The sequence below is a fragment of the Limimaricola variabilis genome, assembly GCF_034371605.1.
Lineage (GTDB): Bacteria > Pseudomonadota > Alphaproteobacteria > Rhodobacterales > Rhodobacteraceae > Limimaricola > Limimaricola variabilis.
Window position 1 is genome coordinate 251,496 of the sequence record NZ_CP139691.1, and the last position, 15,926, is coordinate 267,421.

Below are 15,926 nucleotides of genomic sequence, written 5' to 3' on the forward strand. Positions count from 1 at the left end.
GCCCGAATGACCACGCAACCCGCCTCGACCGGCATCGCCGCTCGCGCCCCTGAAATGCTCAGCGTGCTGCGCATCACCAGCGCGCTGATCTTCACCCTGCATGGCAGCCAGAAGCTGTTCGCCTTCCCGCCGACCGAGCAGCAGCCGCCGCTCCTGTCGCTGTTCGGTATCGGTGGCCTGCTCGAGCTGGTGGGCGGTCTGCTGCTGCTGGTCGGGCTGTTCACCCGCCCCGTGGCCTTCGTGCTGTCGGGAATGATGGCGGTCGCCTACTGGATGTTCCACGCGCCGGGCAACCTCTTCCCGACGCTCAACGGCGGCGACGCGGCGATCCTGTACTGCTTCGTCTTCCTCTACATCTTCGTCGCAGGCCCGGGGCCGTGGAGCCTTGACGCGCTGATGCGCCGCCGCTGAAGCAGGGGCGCCGGATGCGGAAAGGGCGGGGATGTCCCCGCCCTTTTCTCGTCAGCCATTGCCCTCGGGCCGGAACATCGCGGCGTCCGCCGCGGCGCGCCTGAGCGCGTTCGACTTGTGCACCGTCTCCATGTACTCGGCCTCGGGGTCGCTGTCATGGACCACGCCGCCGCCGGCCTGGATGTAGAGCTTGCCGTTCTGGACGATGGCGGTCCTGAGCGCGATGCACATGTCCATGTCGCCATTCGCGCTGAAATAGCCCAGGCCGCCGCCATAGATGCCGCGCTTCTCGGGCTCCAGCTCGTCGATGATCTGCATCGCCCGCACCTTGGGCGCACCCGAGACCGTGCCCGCCGGCAGCCCCGCGAGCAGGGCCGACAGCGCGTCCTGATCCTCGCGCAGCTCGCCCACGACGTTCGACACGATGTGCATCACGTGGGAATAGCGCTCGATGATGAACTGCTCGGTCGGCTTCACCGTGCCCGGTCGGGCCACACGGCCGACATCGTTGCGGCCCAGATCCAGCAGCATCAGATGCTCGGACAGCTCCTTGGCGTCCGCCAGCAGGCTTTCCTCGTTGGCGCGATCCTCCTCGGGGGTGGCGCCGCGCGGCCGGGTGCCGGCGATCGGGCGGATCGTCACTTCGCCGCCCATCACCCGTACGAGGATCTCGGGGCTGGCGCCGACCACCTGATAGCCGCCGAAATTGAAGTAGAACATGAAGGGCGAGGGGTTGGTGCGCCGCAGCGAGCGGTAGAGCGCGAAGGGCGGCTCGGGAAAGTCCTGCGTCCAGCGCTGCGCCGGCACCACTTGGAAGATGTCGCCCGCGCCGATGTATTCCTTGGCCTTCGCCACGGCGGCGAGATAGCCCTCATGGGTGAAGTTCGACACCGGCTCGGCCAGCGGCGCGGGGGCCTGCAGCGCGCGCGCCTCCTGCGGCATCGGCCGGTCGAGCGCACGACGCGCCTCGGTCACCCGCTCCGCCGCCTGGGCATAGGCCGCGCGGGCCGACTGGCCCTGTCCTTGCCAGACTGGCGCCACCAGGATCACCTCGCCCTTCACCCCGTCGAGCACCGCGACCACGGTCGGCCGCATCATCACCGCGTCGGGCAGGCCGAGCGGGTCGGGGTTCACATGGGGCAGCCGCTCCACCAGCCGGATCATGTCGTAGCCGAGATAGCCGAACAGCCCGGCCGAGGCGGCGGGCAGGTCCTCGGGCAGGTCGATCCGGCTCTCGGCGAGGATCGCGCGCAGCGTGTCGAGCGGATGCCCCTGCAGATCCTCGTAAGCGTCGTCATCGTAGCGCGCGGCGCGGTTGACGCGGCTGCCTTCGCCCCGGCAGTCCCAGATCAGGTCCGGGTTCATGCCGACGATCGAGTAGCGGCCCCGCACCTCGCCGCCGGTGACGCTTTCGAGGATGAAGGCGTGCTTGCCGGCATTGGCGAGCTTGAGCATCAGCGACACCGGCGTGTCGAGATCGGCGGCAAGGCGGGTCCAGACGACCTGGTTGGCACCCTGCTCGAAGCCTTGGCGGAACGTCTCGAAATCGGGGCTGAGCATGGCGGCTTACCTGAAGGAGGAATGGACCGCCTGCACGGCGGATTCGTCGATGCGGATCTCGGTGCGCGACTGCACCGCGTTGGCATAGGCGGCGTAGATGTCCTGCGCCAGCCCGGTGCCGAGCCGCGCCTCGAGCGCCTGCCGTTCGGCGGCAACGGCGGGGTCCTGCATGTCGGGGGCGTTCACGGCGTCGAGACGGACCACGGCAGCGAAGCCTTCGCCCGCGATCGCGCGGGTCTCGCCTTCCTCCATCGCGAAGATCTCGCGGATGAACTCGGGCGAGGTGCCTTCGACGAAGTCGCGGCGGGTGAGGTTCTGGGCCGTGCGCGGGGCGAGGCCCGCCGCTTCGAAGCTTTCACCGGCGGCGATGCGGGCGGCCAGTTCCTCGGCCCGCTCGGCGCGCAGCCGGGCACGGGTCTCGGCCTCGACATCGGCGATGACCTGATCGCGCACCTCGTCGAGCGGGCGCAGCGCGGGCGGCGTCACCTCGTCGAGACGGATCGCGAAGACGCCGCCATCCTCGAAGCCCAGAAGCTCGGGGAAGTCGCCTTCCTGCGCGGCCGCGGCGGCCTCGCGGAAGGGGGCGTAGGCGGCGATGCCCTCGGCCACGTCCTCGGACCAGTCGATCGTGCCCAGCTCCATGCCGGTCCGCTCAGCCAGATCCTCGAGCGTCGCGCCACCGGCGAGCAGGTCGGTGATGTCGTCGCTCCGGCGCTCGATCTCGCGGCGCGCCAGTGCCTGGGCCAGCTCGGCCCGCAGGTCGGCCTCGACGGCCTCGAAGGGGACCTCCTCGGCGGCGAGAACTGCGTTGACGCGGAACAGGGCCGGGCCGAGCGTGGTCTCGACCGGGCCGACCAGATCGCCCGCCTGCGCGGCGAAGACCGGCTCGGCGGCGGCGCCGAGATCATCGGCGGCCACATCGCCCAGATCGACGGCCGACAGGCTCAGCCCGCGCGCCTCGACCAGATCCTCGAAGCTGGCCTCGCCCGCCTCGACACGGGCCAGCGCCTCAGCGGCGGCGGTCTCGCTCGGGTAGACGAGGCGCTCGACGAGACGACGCTCCTCCTGCACGTATTCGTCGATGCGCTGGTCGTAGAGGGCGCGCACCTCCTCGTCATCCACCTCGATCCCTTCGGCCACGTCCTCGGGGCGCAGCCATGCATAGCTGATCTTGCGCATCTCGGGCGCTGTATAGGCCTCGGGCGCCGCCTCGTAGCGGGCCTGGATCTCGGCCTCGTCGGGGGTGGGGACCTCGGCGTCGAGCAGGATCTCGGGCAGGACCACCCGCGGGCGGCCGTCATCGACCGGTGCCGGGCGGGCCGCGCCGAGCGTCACCGGCGCCCAGGTGACGTCGCGCCGCGCCATCAGGAAGTCGATCATCGCCTCGACCTGGGTCTCGGGGGCGGGCACGCCGCCGACCACCGCCTGCTGCAGCAGCGCCCGGGCCTCGGCCTCGCGCAGGCTCTCCTCGAAATCGGCCACGGACAGCCCGTTGCGCGACAGTGCGTCGCGGTAGGCGTTGCGGTCGAAGCCGCCCGACAGCCCTTGGAAGGCCGGGATCGCCAGGACCTGCTCGCGCACCGCCGCGTCGCCGACCGACAGGCCGAGCGCGTCGGCTTCGGCGTCGAGCACGCGCTCGGTCACCAGCTGGCCCAGCACCGCGCGGTCGAGGCCGATCTCGCGGGCCTGGGCGATGCCGAAGGCCGAACCGGTCTGGCTCTCGAGGCTGCGCATCCGGTTCTGCAGGGCGCTGGCATAGGCCTGGATGTCGAGCTCCTTGTCGCCCACCGTGCCGAGCCGCGTGGCGTTGCCGGTGAGCCCGGTCGCACCGAAGCCGATCAGGCCCACGAAGAGCAGGATCAGGATGATCCAGACGAATACGCGGTTGCCCTTGCTCGATGCCATTGCGGTCTCCTTGATGCGCGCCGGGTGCGGCGTCCGGGGATGCATAGGCAAGCGGGCGGGGCCGTGCAAGCCGCTGGCTCAGACGGGCAGGGCCGCCAGACGTTCCTCGAGCCCGGCGATCCCGGCCACGTCGACATTGGCGAAGGCGATGCGCAGCTGCCTGCGGCCTGCCTCGGCCCCCTCGGGCGTGAACATCGTGCCGGGCAACAGCAGCACGCCCGCCTCACGCACCAGCCGCCGGGCCAGCGCGTCGGAGGGCTCTTCGAACGGGTGCGCGATCCAGCCGAAATAGGCGCCGCAACCCATCAGATGCCAGCCCCGGGCCGCCAGCCGCTCGAAGCTCGCCTCCATCGCACGACGACGCGACAGGATCTCCTCCCGCTCGCCGGCCAGCCAGTCGTCGAGGTTCTCCATGCCCCACAGCGCCGCCTTCTGGCCGAGGCTGGTGGGGCAGATCGTCACCGTGTCGAGGAACCGCTCCATCTGCGCGATCCGCGCCTCGGAGGCGGTGACCGCGCCGATCCGGTGGCCGGTCAGGCGATAGGATTTGGAGAAGGAGTAGAGCTGCACCAGCACCTCGGCCCAGTCGGGATCGGTGAACAGGTCCTGCGCCGGGCCCTCGCGGCTGTCGAAGTCGCGATAGGTCTCGTCGAGGATGAGGGCCAGGCCGCGCGCGCGGCACAGGTCGCGGAACGCGGCGAGCAGGGTGGCGGGATATTCGACGCCGCCGGGGTTGTTGGGGCTGACCAGCACGATGGCCCGGGTGGCCGGGGTGATCAGCGCCGCCGCGCGCTCGGGGTCGGGCAGCAGGTCGGGCCCGGTCTCGAGCGGCACGGTCGCGACGCCGGACATGTCGTTCCACATGCGATGGTTGAAGTACCACGGGCTCGGCAAGATCACTTCCGTGCCCTCGCCGCACAGCGCCGCGATGGCGGCGCAATAGGCCTGGTTGCAGCCCGAGGTGATCGCCACCTGTCCGGGCGCCACCGCGCCGCGATAGTCGCGCGACCAGCGCGCCGCCACCGCCGCGCGCAGCTCAGACAGGCCCAGCACCGGGCCATAGAGATGCGCGCTCGCATCCTCCATGACGATCCGCGCCATCGCCTCGCGCAGCGGCGCGGGCGGGGGATCGACCGGCGCCGCCTGGCTGACATTGATCAGCGGCCGCTCGGGCGGGAACGTCACCCCCTCGATCCAGCGCCGCGCCTCCATCACGGGCGGTGAAAAGGTCGATGCGGTGCGCGTGCTGCTCATGGGGCCTCCCTCGGGTTCGGGGGCACGCTAGCCCTGGGTCGGGGGCTGTGCAATCCGGGCCCGTGCGCCGCGCCACTCGGCGTGGACCGGCCAGATCATCGCCACGTCGAACAGGCTCAGTGCCACCAGTGTTGCTGAAGGGGCGAGCGCAAACAGATGGATCTGGTAGGCGATGAACAGCGCCAGCACACCCATCGCGACAGGGTAGGCCCAGTGCATTCCGCGTGCCAGCAGCAACACCATCACCAGTTTCACGCCGCCATGGGTGAGGAGATAGAGCGCGTAGAAATGCTGGGTTTCGATCGACAGCTTCTGGCTCGCATCAAGCAGGGTGCGCGCCAGCAGATCACGTGGATCCTGCGCCAGTTCCGGCGCGGTGACCCGGTCGAGCAGCTCCAGAATCGCAGCGCCGGGCGTGACGAGAAGCGTCAGCCCGGCGAGGGTCTCGAAGCCTGCGAACAGGCCCTTGAACAGAAGGCTCGCCTCGAACAGGCGATGGATCAGTCGCCGCCGTGGCGACGCCGTCCTCTCAGTCCTTGCCGCGATAGGGCTCGACATATTGCAGGGCCATGTCCCAGGGGAAGAAGATCCAGGTGTCCTGGCTCACCTCAGTGACATAGGTATCGACCTGCTTGTTGCCCATCGGCTTGGCATAGACGGTGGCGAAATGCGCGTTGGGGTACATCTGCCGCACCAGTTCGAGCGTGCGGCCGGTATCGACGAGGTCGTCGACCACCAGGATGCCGGTGCCGTCGCCCATCATCTCGGCATCGGGCGCCTTGAGCACCTTGGCGCCGGACTGGTTCTGATGCTCGTAGGACTTGACCGAGATCGTGTCGACGGTGCGGATGCCCAGCTCGCGGCTGACGATCATCGCCGGCGCCATGCCGCCGCGGGTGATCGCCACCACCGCCTTCCAGGCGCCCTCGGCCTCGGGGCCGCGCCCGTCGAGCCGCCATGCGAGCGCGCGGCTGTCACGGTGCAGCTGGTCCCAGCTGACATGGAAGCCCTTTTCATGCGGCAGTCGGTCGGTCATCTCTATTCAGCCTTTCGTGATGTCGGGCGCGTCGGGGTTCTTCATGCCGATCACGTGGTAGCCCGCGTCGACATGATGCACCTCGCCGGTCACCGCCCGTCCCAGATCGGAGAGCAGGTATAGCGCGGAATTGCCGACCTCGTCTTGGGTGACGGTGCGGCGCAGGGGCGAATTGTACTCGTTCCACTTCATGATGTAACGGAAATCGCCGATGCCGGAGGCCGCCAGCGTCTTGATCGTGCCGGCGGAGATCGCGTTGACCCGGATCGCGTCGCGGCCCAGATCCTCGGCCAGGTAGCGCACGCTCGCCTCGAGCGCCGCCTTGGCCACGCCCATCACGTTGTAATGCGGCATGACCTTCTCGGCGCCATAATAGGTCAGCGTCAGCGCCGAGCCGCCATCGCGCATCATCGGCGCCGCGCGCTTCACCACCGAGGTGAAGGACCACACCGAAATGTCCATCGACATCAGGAAGTTCTGCTTGGACGTATCGACGTAGCGACCGCGCAGCTCGGACTTGTCGGAGAATCCGATCGCGTGAACGATGAAGTCGAATTTGTCCCAATGTTTCCCGAGTGCGTCGAACAGCGCGTCGATGCTGTCCTCGTCGCCGACGTCGCAGGGCAACACGATATCGGAGCCGACTTCGGCGGCCAGCGGATCGACCCGCTTCTTCAAAGCCTCGCCCTGGTAGGAGAATGCGAGCTCAGCGCCGGCATTGGCACAGGCCTTGGCGATGCCCCACGCGATCGACTTGTCGTTGGCGAGCCCCATGATGAGCCCGCGCTTTCCCGCCATCAACTGCGATGTCATGAATGTCCCTCTTGCCGATCCGGCGCCGTTTCGATCCGGTGTAGGCGATGCGCCCCTAGGCATCAAGGCCGGGGCCGACGCGACGTCAGAACGGCGACCGCGAAACAATGAGGCTGAAAACGGGAAATAGGCTATAATGGTGCGATACGAGTTGACGGGTCGGTACGATGAATGAGCGTGGCGGTATTTTCGCCGGGGAGGATCCGTTCGAGATCACCCGGCACTGGTTGGATGAGGCCGCGCGGCTGGAGCCGTCCGACCCGAACGCCATTGCATTGGCGACGGTCGACGCGGACGGCATGCCCGATGTCAGAATCGTCCTGCTCAAGGAAATCGAAGCCGACGGCTTCGTCTTCTACACCAATTACGAAAGCGCCAAGGCACGCCAGCTCGATCAGGCGCGGCAGGCGGCCTTCGTGATGCACTGGAAGTCGCTGCGGCGACAGATCCGCGTGCGGGGCCTCGTCGAGCGCGAGGATGGTGCCCAGGCCGACGCCTATTATGCCAGCCGCCCGCTCGAAAGCCGGATCGGCGCATGGGCGTCACCGCAAAGCCGGCCGGTGGCGTCCCGCGCGGCGCTCGAGGCCGAAGTCGCGCGCATGTCGGCCGAATTGGGTCCGGATCCGGAGCGGCCGCCCTTCTGGGGAGGCTACAGGATCAGGCCGCTCGAGATCGAATTCTGGGCAGATGGCGCGCACAGGCTTCACGACCGCTACAAATGGTCGCGAGCCTCGCTGGCCGATCCGTTCGACGTGTTACGTTTGGGGCCCTGATTTCATGCGGGGTGAAAATCGACGCTTGTCGTGGCGGCCCGACTGTGCTGCACAGGCGCAAAAATCGATAGGGCCGCGCAACGGCCGCTGGAGGCGGAGATGAACGACATGCTGGATAGGCAGGCGGAGGATCGCATAGAACTCGCGGGCCACGTCAAATGGTTCGATCCGGCCAAGGGCTTTGGATTCATCGTACCCGATGATGGCGGATCCGACATCCTCCTGCATGCCAATGTTCTGCGCAATTTCGGCCAGAACTCGGTCGCCGACGGCGCCCGTATCCGGATCCTCGCGCAGCGGACCGATCGCGGCATCCAGGCGGCGGTGGTGCTGTCGCTCGAGCCGCCGGCGGACGCCCCCGCGGTGCCGCTGGCCGATTTCGCCGAGTTCGATCCCGAGTATCTCGCCAGCCGCCCGCTGGAGCCCGCGCGGATCAAGTGGTTCGACAAGGCCAAGGGGTTCGGCTTCGCCAACATCTTCGGCACCGACGACGACATCTTCCTGCATGTCGAGGTGCTGCGCAGCTCCGGCCTGGCCGAATTGCAGCCCGGCGAGGCGGTGGCGTTACGGGTGATCCAGGGCAAGCGGGGCCGCATGGCGACCGAAATCCTGCCCTGGGATGCCGTGCTGCGCCGCGCCCCGCAGGAGGATGCGCAGTGAGGCTTGCCGCGCTGGCGCTCGGGATCGCCCTCGCGCCCGGCATGGCCGCGGCCGGCAGCGTCGCCTGCGCGCCGGATCGGCTGACGGTGCGCGGCGACTGGGGGCAGGCCAGCTTCAAGGTCGCGGTGGCCGACGACGCGGCCGAGCGGGCGCAGGGGTTGATGAACGTGCCCGAGATGCCGCGCATGGCGGGCATGCTCTTTGTCTACGAGACGCCGCAGCCGGTCTCGTTCTGGATGCGCAACACGCTGATTCCGCTCGACATGATCTTTGCCGAGGCGGATGGCACGATTGCCAGCATCCATGCCCGCGCCACGCCGCTCGACGAGACGCCGATCCCGGGCGGCGACGACATCCAGTACGTGCTGGAGATCAATGGCGGCATGGCCGCGCGGCTCGGCATCGCGCCGGGCGACACGCTGCGCCATCCCGATATCGGCAGCGAAGAGGTTCCGGCGGCAGATCCCTGCGATTGAGCCAGCCGGCGCTTGCGCCCGCGGCCGGCGCGGCCTAGAAGGGCGTCGGTCCGGGGCGTAGCGCAGCCTGGTAGCGCATCTGTTTTGGGAACAGAGGGTCGCAGGTTCGAATCCTGCCGCCCCGACCAATCTTCCAACATCTACATTCCTGCTGCTTCCGCAGCCTGTGGCGCGCGGCTGCAGGCCGAATCCCTCCTTGGGGCGCGGGCGACTTCGCCATGCCTGCCGCGGGGGCACGCCGTAGACCCAGCCCGGATGCCCCGAAATCCCCCCTGTGGCCGTGTCGCCACGCCCCCTCGTGGACAAGTTCCGGGGCGGTTTGTCACCCCCTGTGGATGATTTTCGCCGGGCGTGGAAAAGACCCGTTTCCGACGCCCGAGCACCTGCCCATCGCCCTGCGCAACATGGGCATCGCGCATCTGCCGCCGTGCGCGATGGCCTGTGGAAAACCCTGTGGGAGATCCGTGAACTGCGGTGGGCGAATCCGGCGCTGAAAATCCGCGCTCCGTAATTCGTCGGGCGGGCTCCGAGTGTGCGTTGACCCCATCTGCCATGCTGCACAGGTTCGTCCGACCGCGGCGCCTCGACCCGTCGCATCACCGAGCGAGACGAGACCGAGACATGCGATTCGAGCGCCACCAGACCCAGCCCGGACCGGATCATGCGATCGGTCCCGACGCGCGGGGCATGGGGGCGGGGTTTGCCGGCTGGCCCGAACGCGCGACGCGCGCCTTCGTGCAGCAGGTGCCGGGTGGTGCAGATCCGGTCGCGGCGACCGAGGCGCTGACCACGCGGCTTGAGGCGCGGGCACGGGTGCAGGGGATCGCGGCCGCCGAGGATTGGGCTGCGGACCTCCGGGGCATGATCCTGTCGCGGCAGGTCGCGGTCGACTCGGCACTCTGGACCGGACGCCGGGTCGCCGAGGCGGTCCTGCCGCTGCCCGTGGACCTCAAGGGCAATGAGCCGGTCCCTACGCCGCTGGTCCAGGCGGTGGTCGCAGGTGCGCCGCTGGCTCTGGAGTTCGGCGCGCCGGGCGCCAGCGGTCCCCGGGTCGCGCTCGATCTGCGGTGCTTCGTCGAGGCGGGTGCGGTATCGGTCGACGCGCTGGAGCGGGCGGTGCGGGCCTGGGCACTGGCGCTTGTCGTCGCGGCAGGACCGGGGCGGCGGCCGGGGGCGATGATCCTGGCCGGGCTGGGAGGCGCGCTTATGCGGCTCGGGCTCGGCTACGCGACGCCCGAAGGACGCGCGGCGGCGATGGCGATGGCGGCGCTGGCCGAGGCCGCGCGGTGGGCCGTGGCGGTTGAGCTGGGTCTCGATGCCGGGGCCGCGCCCATCATCCGGCAAGAACCAGATCGCGTCCCGGCCGGCGCGCAGGCGGCCCTGCTGCGGGCGCGTGCGCTCGCGGCGGTGCGGAGGGACGCGCCCGAGGCGACCGGCAAGGCGCCGATGCTGATGGTCGCGCCGCTGGGATCGCTGGCCGCGATTCTCGGGCTGGGGGACGATCCGCTCGCGCCGGTCTCGTCGCTGCGGCTCGACGCCGAGCGGCCGGAGGGCCATGTCGGCCGTCCCGTGCCGGAGCTTGAGGCGGGCCTCGCGGCGCAGTGCCACGCCCCCGACCGGATCGCCGCGGCAATCCGTCATGCCATCGGGCACGGGACCCTCGTGGCGGCGCCGGGCATCGACCATGCGGCGCTGCGCGCCTTCGGCATCGACGGCGACCGGATTGCCCGGATCGAGGCGGCGCTGGCCGAGGCGCGTGACCTGCGCGCGGTCGTCACGCCATGGCGACTCGGCCCGGATTTCTGCCGCGACCAACTCGGCATCGACCCCGAGACGCTGTCGGATCACGGGATGGGCCTTCTGGAGCGGCTGGGCTTCGACGCGGCGCGGATCGATGCGGCGAACTGGCACGTCTTTGGCACGGGGACACTGCGCGGCGCGCCGGGGCTTTCCCCCGAAACGGCGGTGGGTTTCGACTGCGCCGAGACCGTCGGCCCGCGCCCCCGGTTGGCCATGGCGGCGGCACTGGCATCGGTGCTGTCCGGGCCGGTGCGGGCGCCGCTGGCCTTCGAGGGGACGGAAGCCGAGGCGGGGCTGGATCGCGCCATCCGCGCCGCGCGCCGCGCCGGGATCGCTGCGCTGCTGCCCCAGCGCCTCGACGCGCCGGGCGAGATCGCCGCGCGGCTGCGCGAGATCCTCGCCATGCTGCCCGAGGGCATCCGCCCCGGCACGGCGCCGAGCGAGGTGCTCGAACTGCTCGACGCGGCAGGGCGGTCGCGCCCCGATGCCCGCCGCCATGCCCGCGATCTGCGGGCCCGGCTGCTGGCCGAACCCTGGTCCGGGCAGGACGCCGCAGCGCCGTCGCGCACGGGAGTGCGCGGGATGGAACGGCTTCGCCCTGGAGGTGTTGCAGACCCGTAGAGCCGCGACGGGAGCAGCTATATGGGCGCGCAGTCACATGCCGTCGAGGACATACTCGACCGACTGGAGCAGGAGGGCCGGGACGACGACCGCGCCACGGTCGGCGACGTCACCGGGGCGCTGGGCGATCGCGGCTTCGGGCCGTTCCTCTTCGTCCCGGCGCTGATCGAGATCTCGCCCATCGGCGGCGTTCCCGGCGTGCCCACGCTGTTGGCGCTGATCATCGCGCTCTTCGCCGTGCAGATCGTCATGGGCCGGGACGAGATGTGGTTGCCCGGTTTCCTCGAAAGGCGATCGGTCTCTGGCGACAAGCTCGCCAAGTCGGCCGACAAGCTGCGCGGGGTGGGCCGCTGGCTCGACCGCTGGTTCCATGGCCGGCTTGAGGCGCTGACCACCGACAAGGTCGCCCGGATCGCCGGGATCGCGGTGCTGCTGCTCTGCCTGACGGTGCCGCCGCTGGAACTCGTCCCCTTCGCCTCGACCGCGCCGATGGCGGCCATCGCGGCCTTCGGCCTCGCAATGACGCTGCGCGACGGGCTGCTGATGGCGCTTGGCTTCGTGCTGAGCATCGTCGCGGTCGGCGTGGGATTCGGCATGATCGGCGGGGGCGGCGGCTGAATCCTCGGGCTGGCGCATTCGGCCCGGGGGCGGCATGGTCACCTCGCCCGCAACGCAGGAGATTTCGACGTGACGCGCAACCGCAAGGGCCCCGGCGCCTTCCATTCCCTGCACCGCCACGGCTTCGTGCGCGTGGCCACCGCGACGCCGCGGGTGCGACCCGCTGATGTCGCCTTCAACCGCGACGCGGTGATCGCCGAAGCGCGGCGCGCGCACGACGCTCGCGCCGATCTGGTGGTGTTTCCCGAACTGTGCATCTCCTCTTATGCGATCGACGATTTGCACATGCAGACCGCGCTGAACGACGCGGTGGAGACGGCGCTGGAGGCCGTGGTCGAGGCGAGCGCGAAACTCTCGCCGGTGCTGCTGGTGGGCGCGCCACTGCGGCACGAGGGGCGGCTCTACAATTGCGCGGCGGTGATTTCGCGCGGGCGCCTGCTCGGCGTGGTGCCCAAGAGCTTCCTGCCCAACTACCGCGAATTCTACGAAAAGCGCTGGTTCGCCGCGGGGCGCGGCGTCACTGGCCGGATGATGCGGCTTGGCGAGAGGGAGGTGCCCTTCGGCACCGACCTGATCTTCGAAGCCGAGGATCTGCCTGGCCTGATCTTCCACACCGAGATCTGCGAGGACTTCTGGGCCCCGGTTCCGCCGTCGAGCCAAGCGGCGACCGAGGGCGCGCTGATCCTCACCAACCTCTCGGCTTCGAACATCGTGATCGGCAAATCCGACGACCGCCACGTGCTGTGTCGCAGCCACGGCATGCGCAGCTTCGCGGCCTATGCCTACTCGGCGGCGGGACCGGGCGAGAGCACCACCGATCTGAGCTGGGATGGGCAGGGCGCGGTCTATGAGATGGGCGACCTGCTGGCCCAGTCCGGCCGCTTCGACGTAGAGCCCGAGCTGTGCATGGCCGATGTCGACACGCAGCGCCTGCTCAACGAGCGGATGCGCACCGGCACGTTCAACGATGCCGGCAAGGGCCAAGCTCCGGTCTTCCGGCGCATCCGGTTCGACCATCAGCCGCATTTCGAGGATGCCGGGCTCCTGCGTCCGATCCGCCGCTACCCTTATGTCCCCAACCGCGAGAGCCATCTCGATCTCGACTGCTACGAGGCCTTCAACATCCAGGTCGAGGGGCTGCGCCGCCGGATGGAATCGATCGGCAACCCGAAGCTGGTCATCGGCATCTCGGGCGGGCTCGACAGCACCCACGCGCTGATCGTGGCGGCCAAGGCCTGCGACCGGATGGGCCTGCCGCGCGAGACGATCCTCGGCTACACCATGCCCGGCTTCGCGACCGGCGATGCCACCAAGTCCAACGCGTGGAAGCTGATGCGCGCGATGGGCATCGAGGCAGCCGAGATCGACATCCGGCCCGCTGCGCGGCAGATGCTCAAGGACATGGATCACCCGTTCTCAGGGGGCGATCCGGTCTATGACATCACCTTCGAGAACGTGCAGGCGGGTCTGCGCACCGATTACCTGTTCCGGCTCGCGAACCAGAATGGAGGCATCGTCGTCGGGACAGGGGATCTGAGCGAGCTGGCGCTGGGCTGGTGCACCTATGGCGTCGGCGACCAGATGAGCCATTACAACGTCAATTCCGGCGTGCCCAAGACGCTGATCCAGTACCTGATCCGCTGGTCGATCCAGTCCGGGCAGTTCGACGACGCGGCCACCACCGACGTGCTGCAGGCGATCCTCGACACCGAGATCTCGCCTGAGCTGGTGCCGCAATCCGAGGAGGAGGAGCTGCAATCGACCGAGGACCGGATCGGGCCCTACGCGTTGCACGACTTCTTCCTGTTCCACACCATGCGTTACGGGCTGCCGCCCTCCAAGGTGGCCTTCCTCGCCTGGCACGCCTGGCATGACGCCGAGAAGGGTCTCTGGCCGATCGGTTTCCCGGAGGAGAAGCGCCGCGCCTACGACCTCGCGGAGATCCGCAAATGGCTCGAGGTCTTCGTTTCCCGCTTCTTCGGCTTCGCGCAGTTCAAGCGCTCGGCCATGCCGAACGGCCCCAAGGTTTCGGCCGGAGGCTCGCTCAGCCCGCGTGGTGACTGGCGCGCGCCGTCGGACGCCAGCGCCGCGGTTTGGCTGGAGGAGCTTCGCGAAAACGTGCCCGAAGGCTGATCTTTCCCGTCCCGCCCGGATGCGTTAGACGGGGCCGCCCGGAATGGTCCGGGCACCGGTCGCAGCCTACCCGGTCAAAACAAGGACGGATAAGATGAAAACCTATGTGATCTGCTCGGGCGGGCTCGACTCCGTGTCGCTCGCCCACAAGGTCGCCGCCGAGCACGAGCTCGCGGGACTGATTTCCTTCGATTACGGCCAGCGCCATTCCAAGGAGCTGGACTTCGCGCGGGCCGCGGCCGACCGGCTCGGCGTGCCGTTCCACCTGATCGACATGCGCTCGATCGGCGCGCATCTGTCGGGCTCGGCGCTGACTGACGATGTCGAGGTGCCGGACGGCCATTATGCCGAAGAGACGATGAAGACGACCGTCGTGCCGAACCGCAACGCCATCATGCTCGCCGTGGCCTTCGGCTTGGCTGCGGCGCAGAAGGCCGACGCGGTGGCCACCGCAGTGCATGGCGGCGACCACTTCATCTACCCCGATTGCCGCCCGGCCTTTACCGAGGCCTTCGACGCGATGCAGAAACAGGCGCTGGACGGCTATGCCGATGTGCGCCTCTACACCCCCTTCGTGCACGCGCCGAAATCCGCGATCGTCACCGAGGGCGCCAAGCACGGCACGCCCTTCGCCGAGACGTGGTCCTGCTACAAGGGCGGCGACCTGCATTGCGGCCGCTGCGGCACCTGCGTCGAACGCCGCGAGGCGTTCCATCTCGCCGGTGTCGAGGACCCGACTGAATACGCCGATCCGGATTTCTGGGTCGAGGCCGTCGAGCGGGGGGCGAAGTGATGTACACGATCACGAAGGAATTCCACTTCTCCGCCTCGCATCAGCTGTGCAACCTGCCGGGCGATCATCCCTGCGCGCGGCTGCACGGGCACAACTACATCGCCGAGGTGGAGCTGCGGGCCGAAAAGCTCGACGAGAGCGGCTTCGTGCTCGACTACCGCGCGCTCGACCCGCTCAAGCGCTGGATCGACGACACGCTCGATCACCGGCATCTCAACGAGGTGTTCGGCCATGACGGCGTGACCTCCGAGGTGCTGGCGCGTGAGATCTTCGACTGGGCGCATGCGCGCTGGGCGCAGGTCAGCGCGGTACGCGTGTCGGAGACGCCCAAGACCTGGGCGGAATACCGGCCGTGAGCACGCTACGCGTCTCCGAGATCTTCGGCCCGACCATTCAGGGCGAAGGCGCGCTGATCGGCCAGGCGACGGTCTTCGTGCGCCTGGGCGGCTGCGACTACCGCTGCTCGTGGTGCGACAGCCTGCACGCGGTGGAGAGCGAATACCGCCACAGCTGGGCGGCGATGGAGACCGAGGCCGTCTGGGACCGGATCGTCGAGCTGTCCGGCGGGCGGCCGCTGACGGTGACGATCTCGGGCGGCAACCCGGCGCTCCAGGATTGCGGCCCGCTGATCGAGCGGGGGCGCAGCTTGGGCTACCGCTTCGCGCTGGAAACCCAAGGCTCGGTGGCGCGGGACTGGTTCGCGCGGCTGGAGCCGCTGGTGCTGTCGCCCAAGCCGCCCTCATCGGGCGAGACGCCTGACTGGGCACGCTTTGACGAGTGTCTCAGGGCTGCGGGCGAGGCAGCGGCGATCCTGAAGATCGTGGTCTTCGACGAGGCCGATTACCTCTGGGCCCGCGAGGTGGCCGCGCGTTATCCACAGCTCCCGGTCTATCTGCAGCCCGGCAACCACACCCCGCCGCCGCCCGAGGCCGAGGATGCCGAGATCGACATGGACGGCATCACCGACCGCATGGACTGGCTGGTGAGCCGGACGCTCGCAGATGGCTGGTTCGAGGCGCGCGTGCTGCCGCAGCTGCACGTGCTGATCTGGGGCAACAAGCGCGGCGTCTGAG

The 15,926-nt window shown here is 69.2% G+C and carries 16 protein-coding genes and 1 tRNA gene; 11 read left to right on the forward strand and 6 right to left on the reverse strand.

What is annotated here, in order from left to right; all coding sequences use genetic code 11:
- The first annotated feature begins 6 nt into the window (after positions 1–6).
- Positions 7–411 (forward strand): DoxX family protein, encoded by a 405-nt coding sequence (locus T8T21_RS01285; protein ID WP_183473005.1) that lies wholly within the window; start codon positions 7–9, stop codon positions 409–411.
- Between the two features lie 51 nt (positions 412–462).
- Here T8T21_RS01285 and trpE read toward each other — a convergent pair whose 3' ends face one another.
- The 6 genes from trpE to fabI all read right to left on the reverse strand — a co-directional run bounded on the left by trpE (position 463) and on the right by fabI (position 6,979).
- Entirely contained in the window at positions 463–1,971 is a 1,509-nt protein-coding gene (gene trpE, locus T8T21_RS01290) for an anthranilate synthase component I (protein ID WP_322336481.1), read from the reverse strand.
- Positions 1,972–1,977: 6 nt separating this feature from the next.
- Positions 1,978–3,876, reverse strand: a complete 1,899-nt coding sequence (locus T8T21_RS01295; RefSeq protein WP_322336482.1) for a peptidyl-prolyl cis-trans isomerase — start codon at positions 3,874–3,876, stop codon at positions 1,978–1,980.
- A gap of 78 nt (positions 3,877–3,954) precedes the next feature.
- Positions 3,955–5,130 carry an aminotransferase gene (locus T8T21_RS01300; RefSeq protein ID WP_322336483.1) on the reverse strand — a complete coding sequence of 392 codons (1,176 nt, stop codon included), beginning with the start codon at positions 5,128–5,130 and terminating at the stop codon, positions 3,955–3,957.
- A gap of 27 nt (positions 5,131–5,157) precedes the next feature.
- Positions 5,158–5,688, reverse strand: a complete 531-nt coding sequence (locus T8T21_RS01305; protein ID WP_322336484.1) for a DUF2127 domain-containing protein — start codon at positions 5,686–5,688, stop codon at positions 5,158–5,160.
- Complete coding sequence (gpt, locus tag T8T21_RS01310; protein WP_183473019.1) at positions 5,660–6,166, reverse strand: xanthine phosphoribosyltransferase; 507 nt, start codon at positions 6,164–6,166, stop codon at positions 5,660–5,662. The genes T8T21_RS01305 and gpt overlap by 29 nt, the downstream gene beginning before the upstream one ends.
- 6 nt (positions 6,167–6,172) lie before the next feature.
- Positions 6,173–6,979 (reverse strand): enoyl-ACP reductase FabI, encoded by an 807-nt coding sequence (gene fabI, locus T8T21_RS01315; protein ID WP_183473022.1) that lies wholly within the window; start codon positions 6,977–6,979, stop codon positions 6,173–6,175.
- Positions 6,980–7,146: 167 nt separating this feature from the next.
- On the opposite strand from fabI, the gene pdxH reads away from it, so the two are divergent.
- The 10 genes from pdxH (at position 7,147) to queE (ending at position 15,925) form a co-directional block, all read left to right on the forward strand.
- Positions 7,147–7,752, forward strand: coding sequence for a pyridoxamine 5'-phosphate oxidase (gene pdxH / locus T8T21_RS01320; protein WP_322336485.1), 606 nt, complete (start codon positions 7,147–7,149; stop codon positions 7,750–7,752).
- Between the two features lie 99 nt (positions 7,753–7,851).
- Positions 7,852–8,412, forward strand: coding sequence for a cold-shock protein (locus T8T21_RS01325; RefSeq protein WP_183473028.1), 561 nt, complete (start codon positions 7,852–7,854; stop codon positions 8,410–8,412).
- Positions 8,409–8,888, forward strand: a complete 480-nt coding sequence (locus T8T21_RS01330; RefSeq protein WP_407660081.1) for a DUF192 domain-containing protein — start codon at positions 8,409–8,411, stop codon at positions 8,886–8,888. The genes T8T21_RS01325 and T8T21_RS01330 overlap by 4 nt, the downstream gene beginning before the upstream one ends.
- Before the next feature lie 51 nt (positions 8,889–8,939).
- Positions 8,940–9,016: transfer RNA gene (locus T8T21_RS01335), tRNA-Pro, on the forward strand.
- A 493-nt stretch (positions 9,017–9,509) separates the two neighbouring features.
- Complete coding sequence (locus T8T21_RS01340; protein ID WP_322336486.1) at positions 9,510–11,309, forward strand: hypothetical protein; 1,800 nt, start codon at positions 9,510–9,512, stop codon at positions 11,307–11,309.
- A 21-nt stretch (positions 11,310–11,330) separates the two neighbouring features.
- Entirely contained in the window at positions 11,331–11,927 is a 597-nt protein-coding gene (locus tag T8T21_RS01345) for an exopolysaccharide biosynthesis protein (protein WP_322336487.1), read from the forward strand.
- A gap of 69 nt (positions 11,928–11,996) precedes the next feature.
- Entirely contained in the window at positions 11,997–14,060 is a 2,064-nt protein-coding gene (locus T8T21_RS01350; RefSeq protein ID WP_322336488.1) for an NAD(+) synthase, read from the forward strand.
- 94 nt (positions 14,061–14,154) lie between these two features.
- Positions 14,155–14,853 carry a 7-cyano-7-deazaguanine synthase QueC gene (queC, locus tag T8T21_RS01355; RefSeq protein ID WP_322336489.1) on the forward strand — a complete coding sequence of 233 codons (699 nt, stop codon included), beginning with the start codon at positions 14,155–14,157 and terminating at the stop codon, positions 14,851–14,853.
- Entirely contained in the window at positions 14,853–15,209 is a 357-nt protein-coding gene (locus tag T8T21_RS01360; RefSeq protein WP_322336490.1) for a 6-pyruvoyl trahydropterin synthase family protein, read from the forward strand. The genes queC and T8T21_RS01360 overlap by 1 nt, the downstream gene beginning before the upstream one ends.
- Positions 15,206–15,925, forward strand: coding sequence for a 7-carboxy-7-deazaguanine synthase QueE (gene queE, locus T8T21_RS01365; protein ID WP_322336491.1), 720 nt, complete (start codon positions 15,206–15,208; stop codon positions 15,923–15,925). The genes T8T21_RS01360 and queE overlap by 4 nt, the downstream gene beginning before the upstream one ends.
- Position 15,926 lies beyond the last annotated feature (1 nt).

What these genes read in the sequence shown, in the direction of transcription:
- T8T21_RS01325 (WP_183473028.1), top strand. Translation starts at nt 7,852, where the DNA reads ATGAACGACATGCTGGATAGGCAGGCGGAGGATCGCATAGAACTCGCG.
- T8T21_RS01295 (WP_322336482.1), bottom strand. Translation starts at nt 3,876, where the DNA reads ATGGCATCGAGCAAGGGCAACCGCGTATTCGTCTGGATCATCCTGATC.
- T8T21_RS01300 (WP_322336483.1), bottom strand. Translation starts at nt 5,130, where the DNA reads ATGAGCAGCACGCGCACCGCATCGACCTTTTCACCGCCCGTGATGGAG.
- T8T21_RS01285 (WP_183473005.1), top strand. Translation starts at nt 7, where the DNA reads ATGACCACGCAACCCGCCTCGACCGGCATCGCCGCTCGCGCCCCTGAA.
- queC (WP_322336489.1), top strand. Translation starts at nt 14,155, where the DNA reads ATGAAAACCTATGTGATCTGCTCGGGCGGGCTCGACTCCGTGTCGCTC.
- T8T21_RS01345 (WP_322336487.1), top strand. Translation starts at nt 11,331, where the DNA reads ATGGGCGCGCAGTCACATGCCGTCGAGGACATACTCGACCGACTGGAG.
- fabI (WP_183473022.1), bottom strand. Translation starts at nt 6,979, where the DNA reads ATGACATCGCAGTTGATGGCGGGAAAGCGCGGGCTCATCATGGGGCTC.
- trpE (WP_322336481.1), bottom strand. Translation starts at nt 1,971, where the DNA reads ATGCTCAGCCCCGATTTCGAGACGTTCCGCCAAGGCTTCGAGCAGGGT.
- T8T21_RS01360 (WP_322336490.1), top strand. Translation starts at nt 14,853, where the DNA reads ATGTACACGATCACGAAGGAATTCCACTTCTCCGCCTCGCATCAGCTG.
- T8T21_RS01305 (WP_322336484.1), bottom strand. Translation starts at nt 5,688, where the DNA reads ATGTCGAGCCCTATCGCGGCAAGGACTGAGAGGACGGCGTCGCCACGG.
- gpt (WP_183473019.1), bottom strand. Translation starts at nt 6,166, where the DNA reads ATGACCGACCGACTGCCGCATGAAAAGGGCTTCCATGTCAGCTGGGAC.
- pdxH (WP_322336485.1), top strand. Translation starts at nt 7,147, where the DNA reads ATGAATGAGCGTGGCGGTATTTTCGCCGGGGAGGATCCGTTCGAGATC.
- T8T21_RS01340 (WP_322336486.1), top strand. Translation starts at nt 9,510, where the DNA reads ATGCGATTCGAGCGCCACCAGACCCAGCCCGGACCGGATCATGCGATC.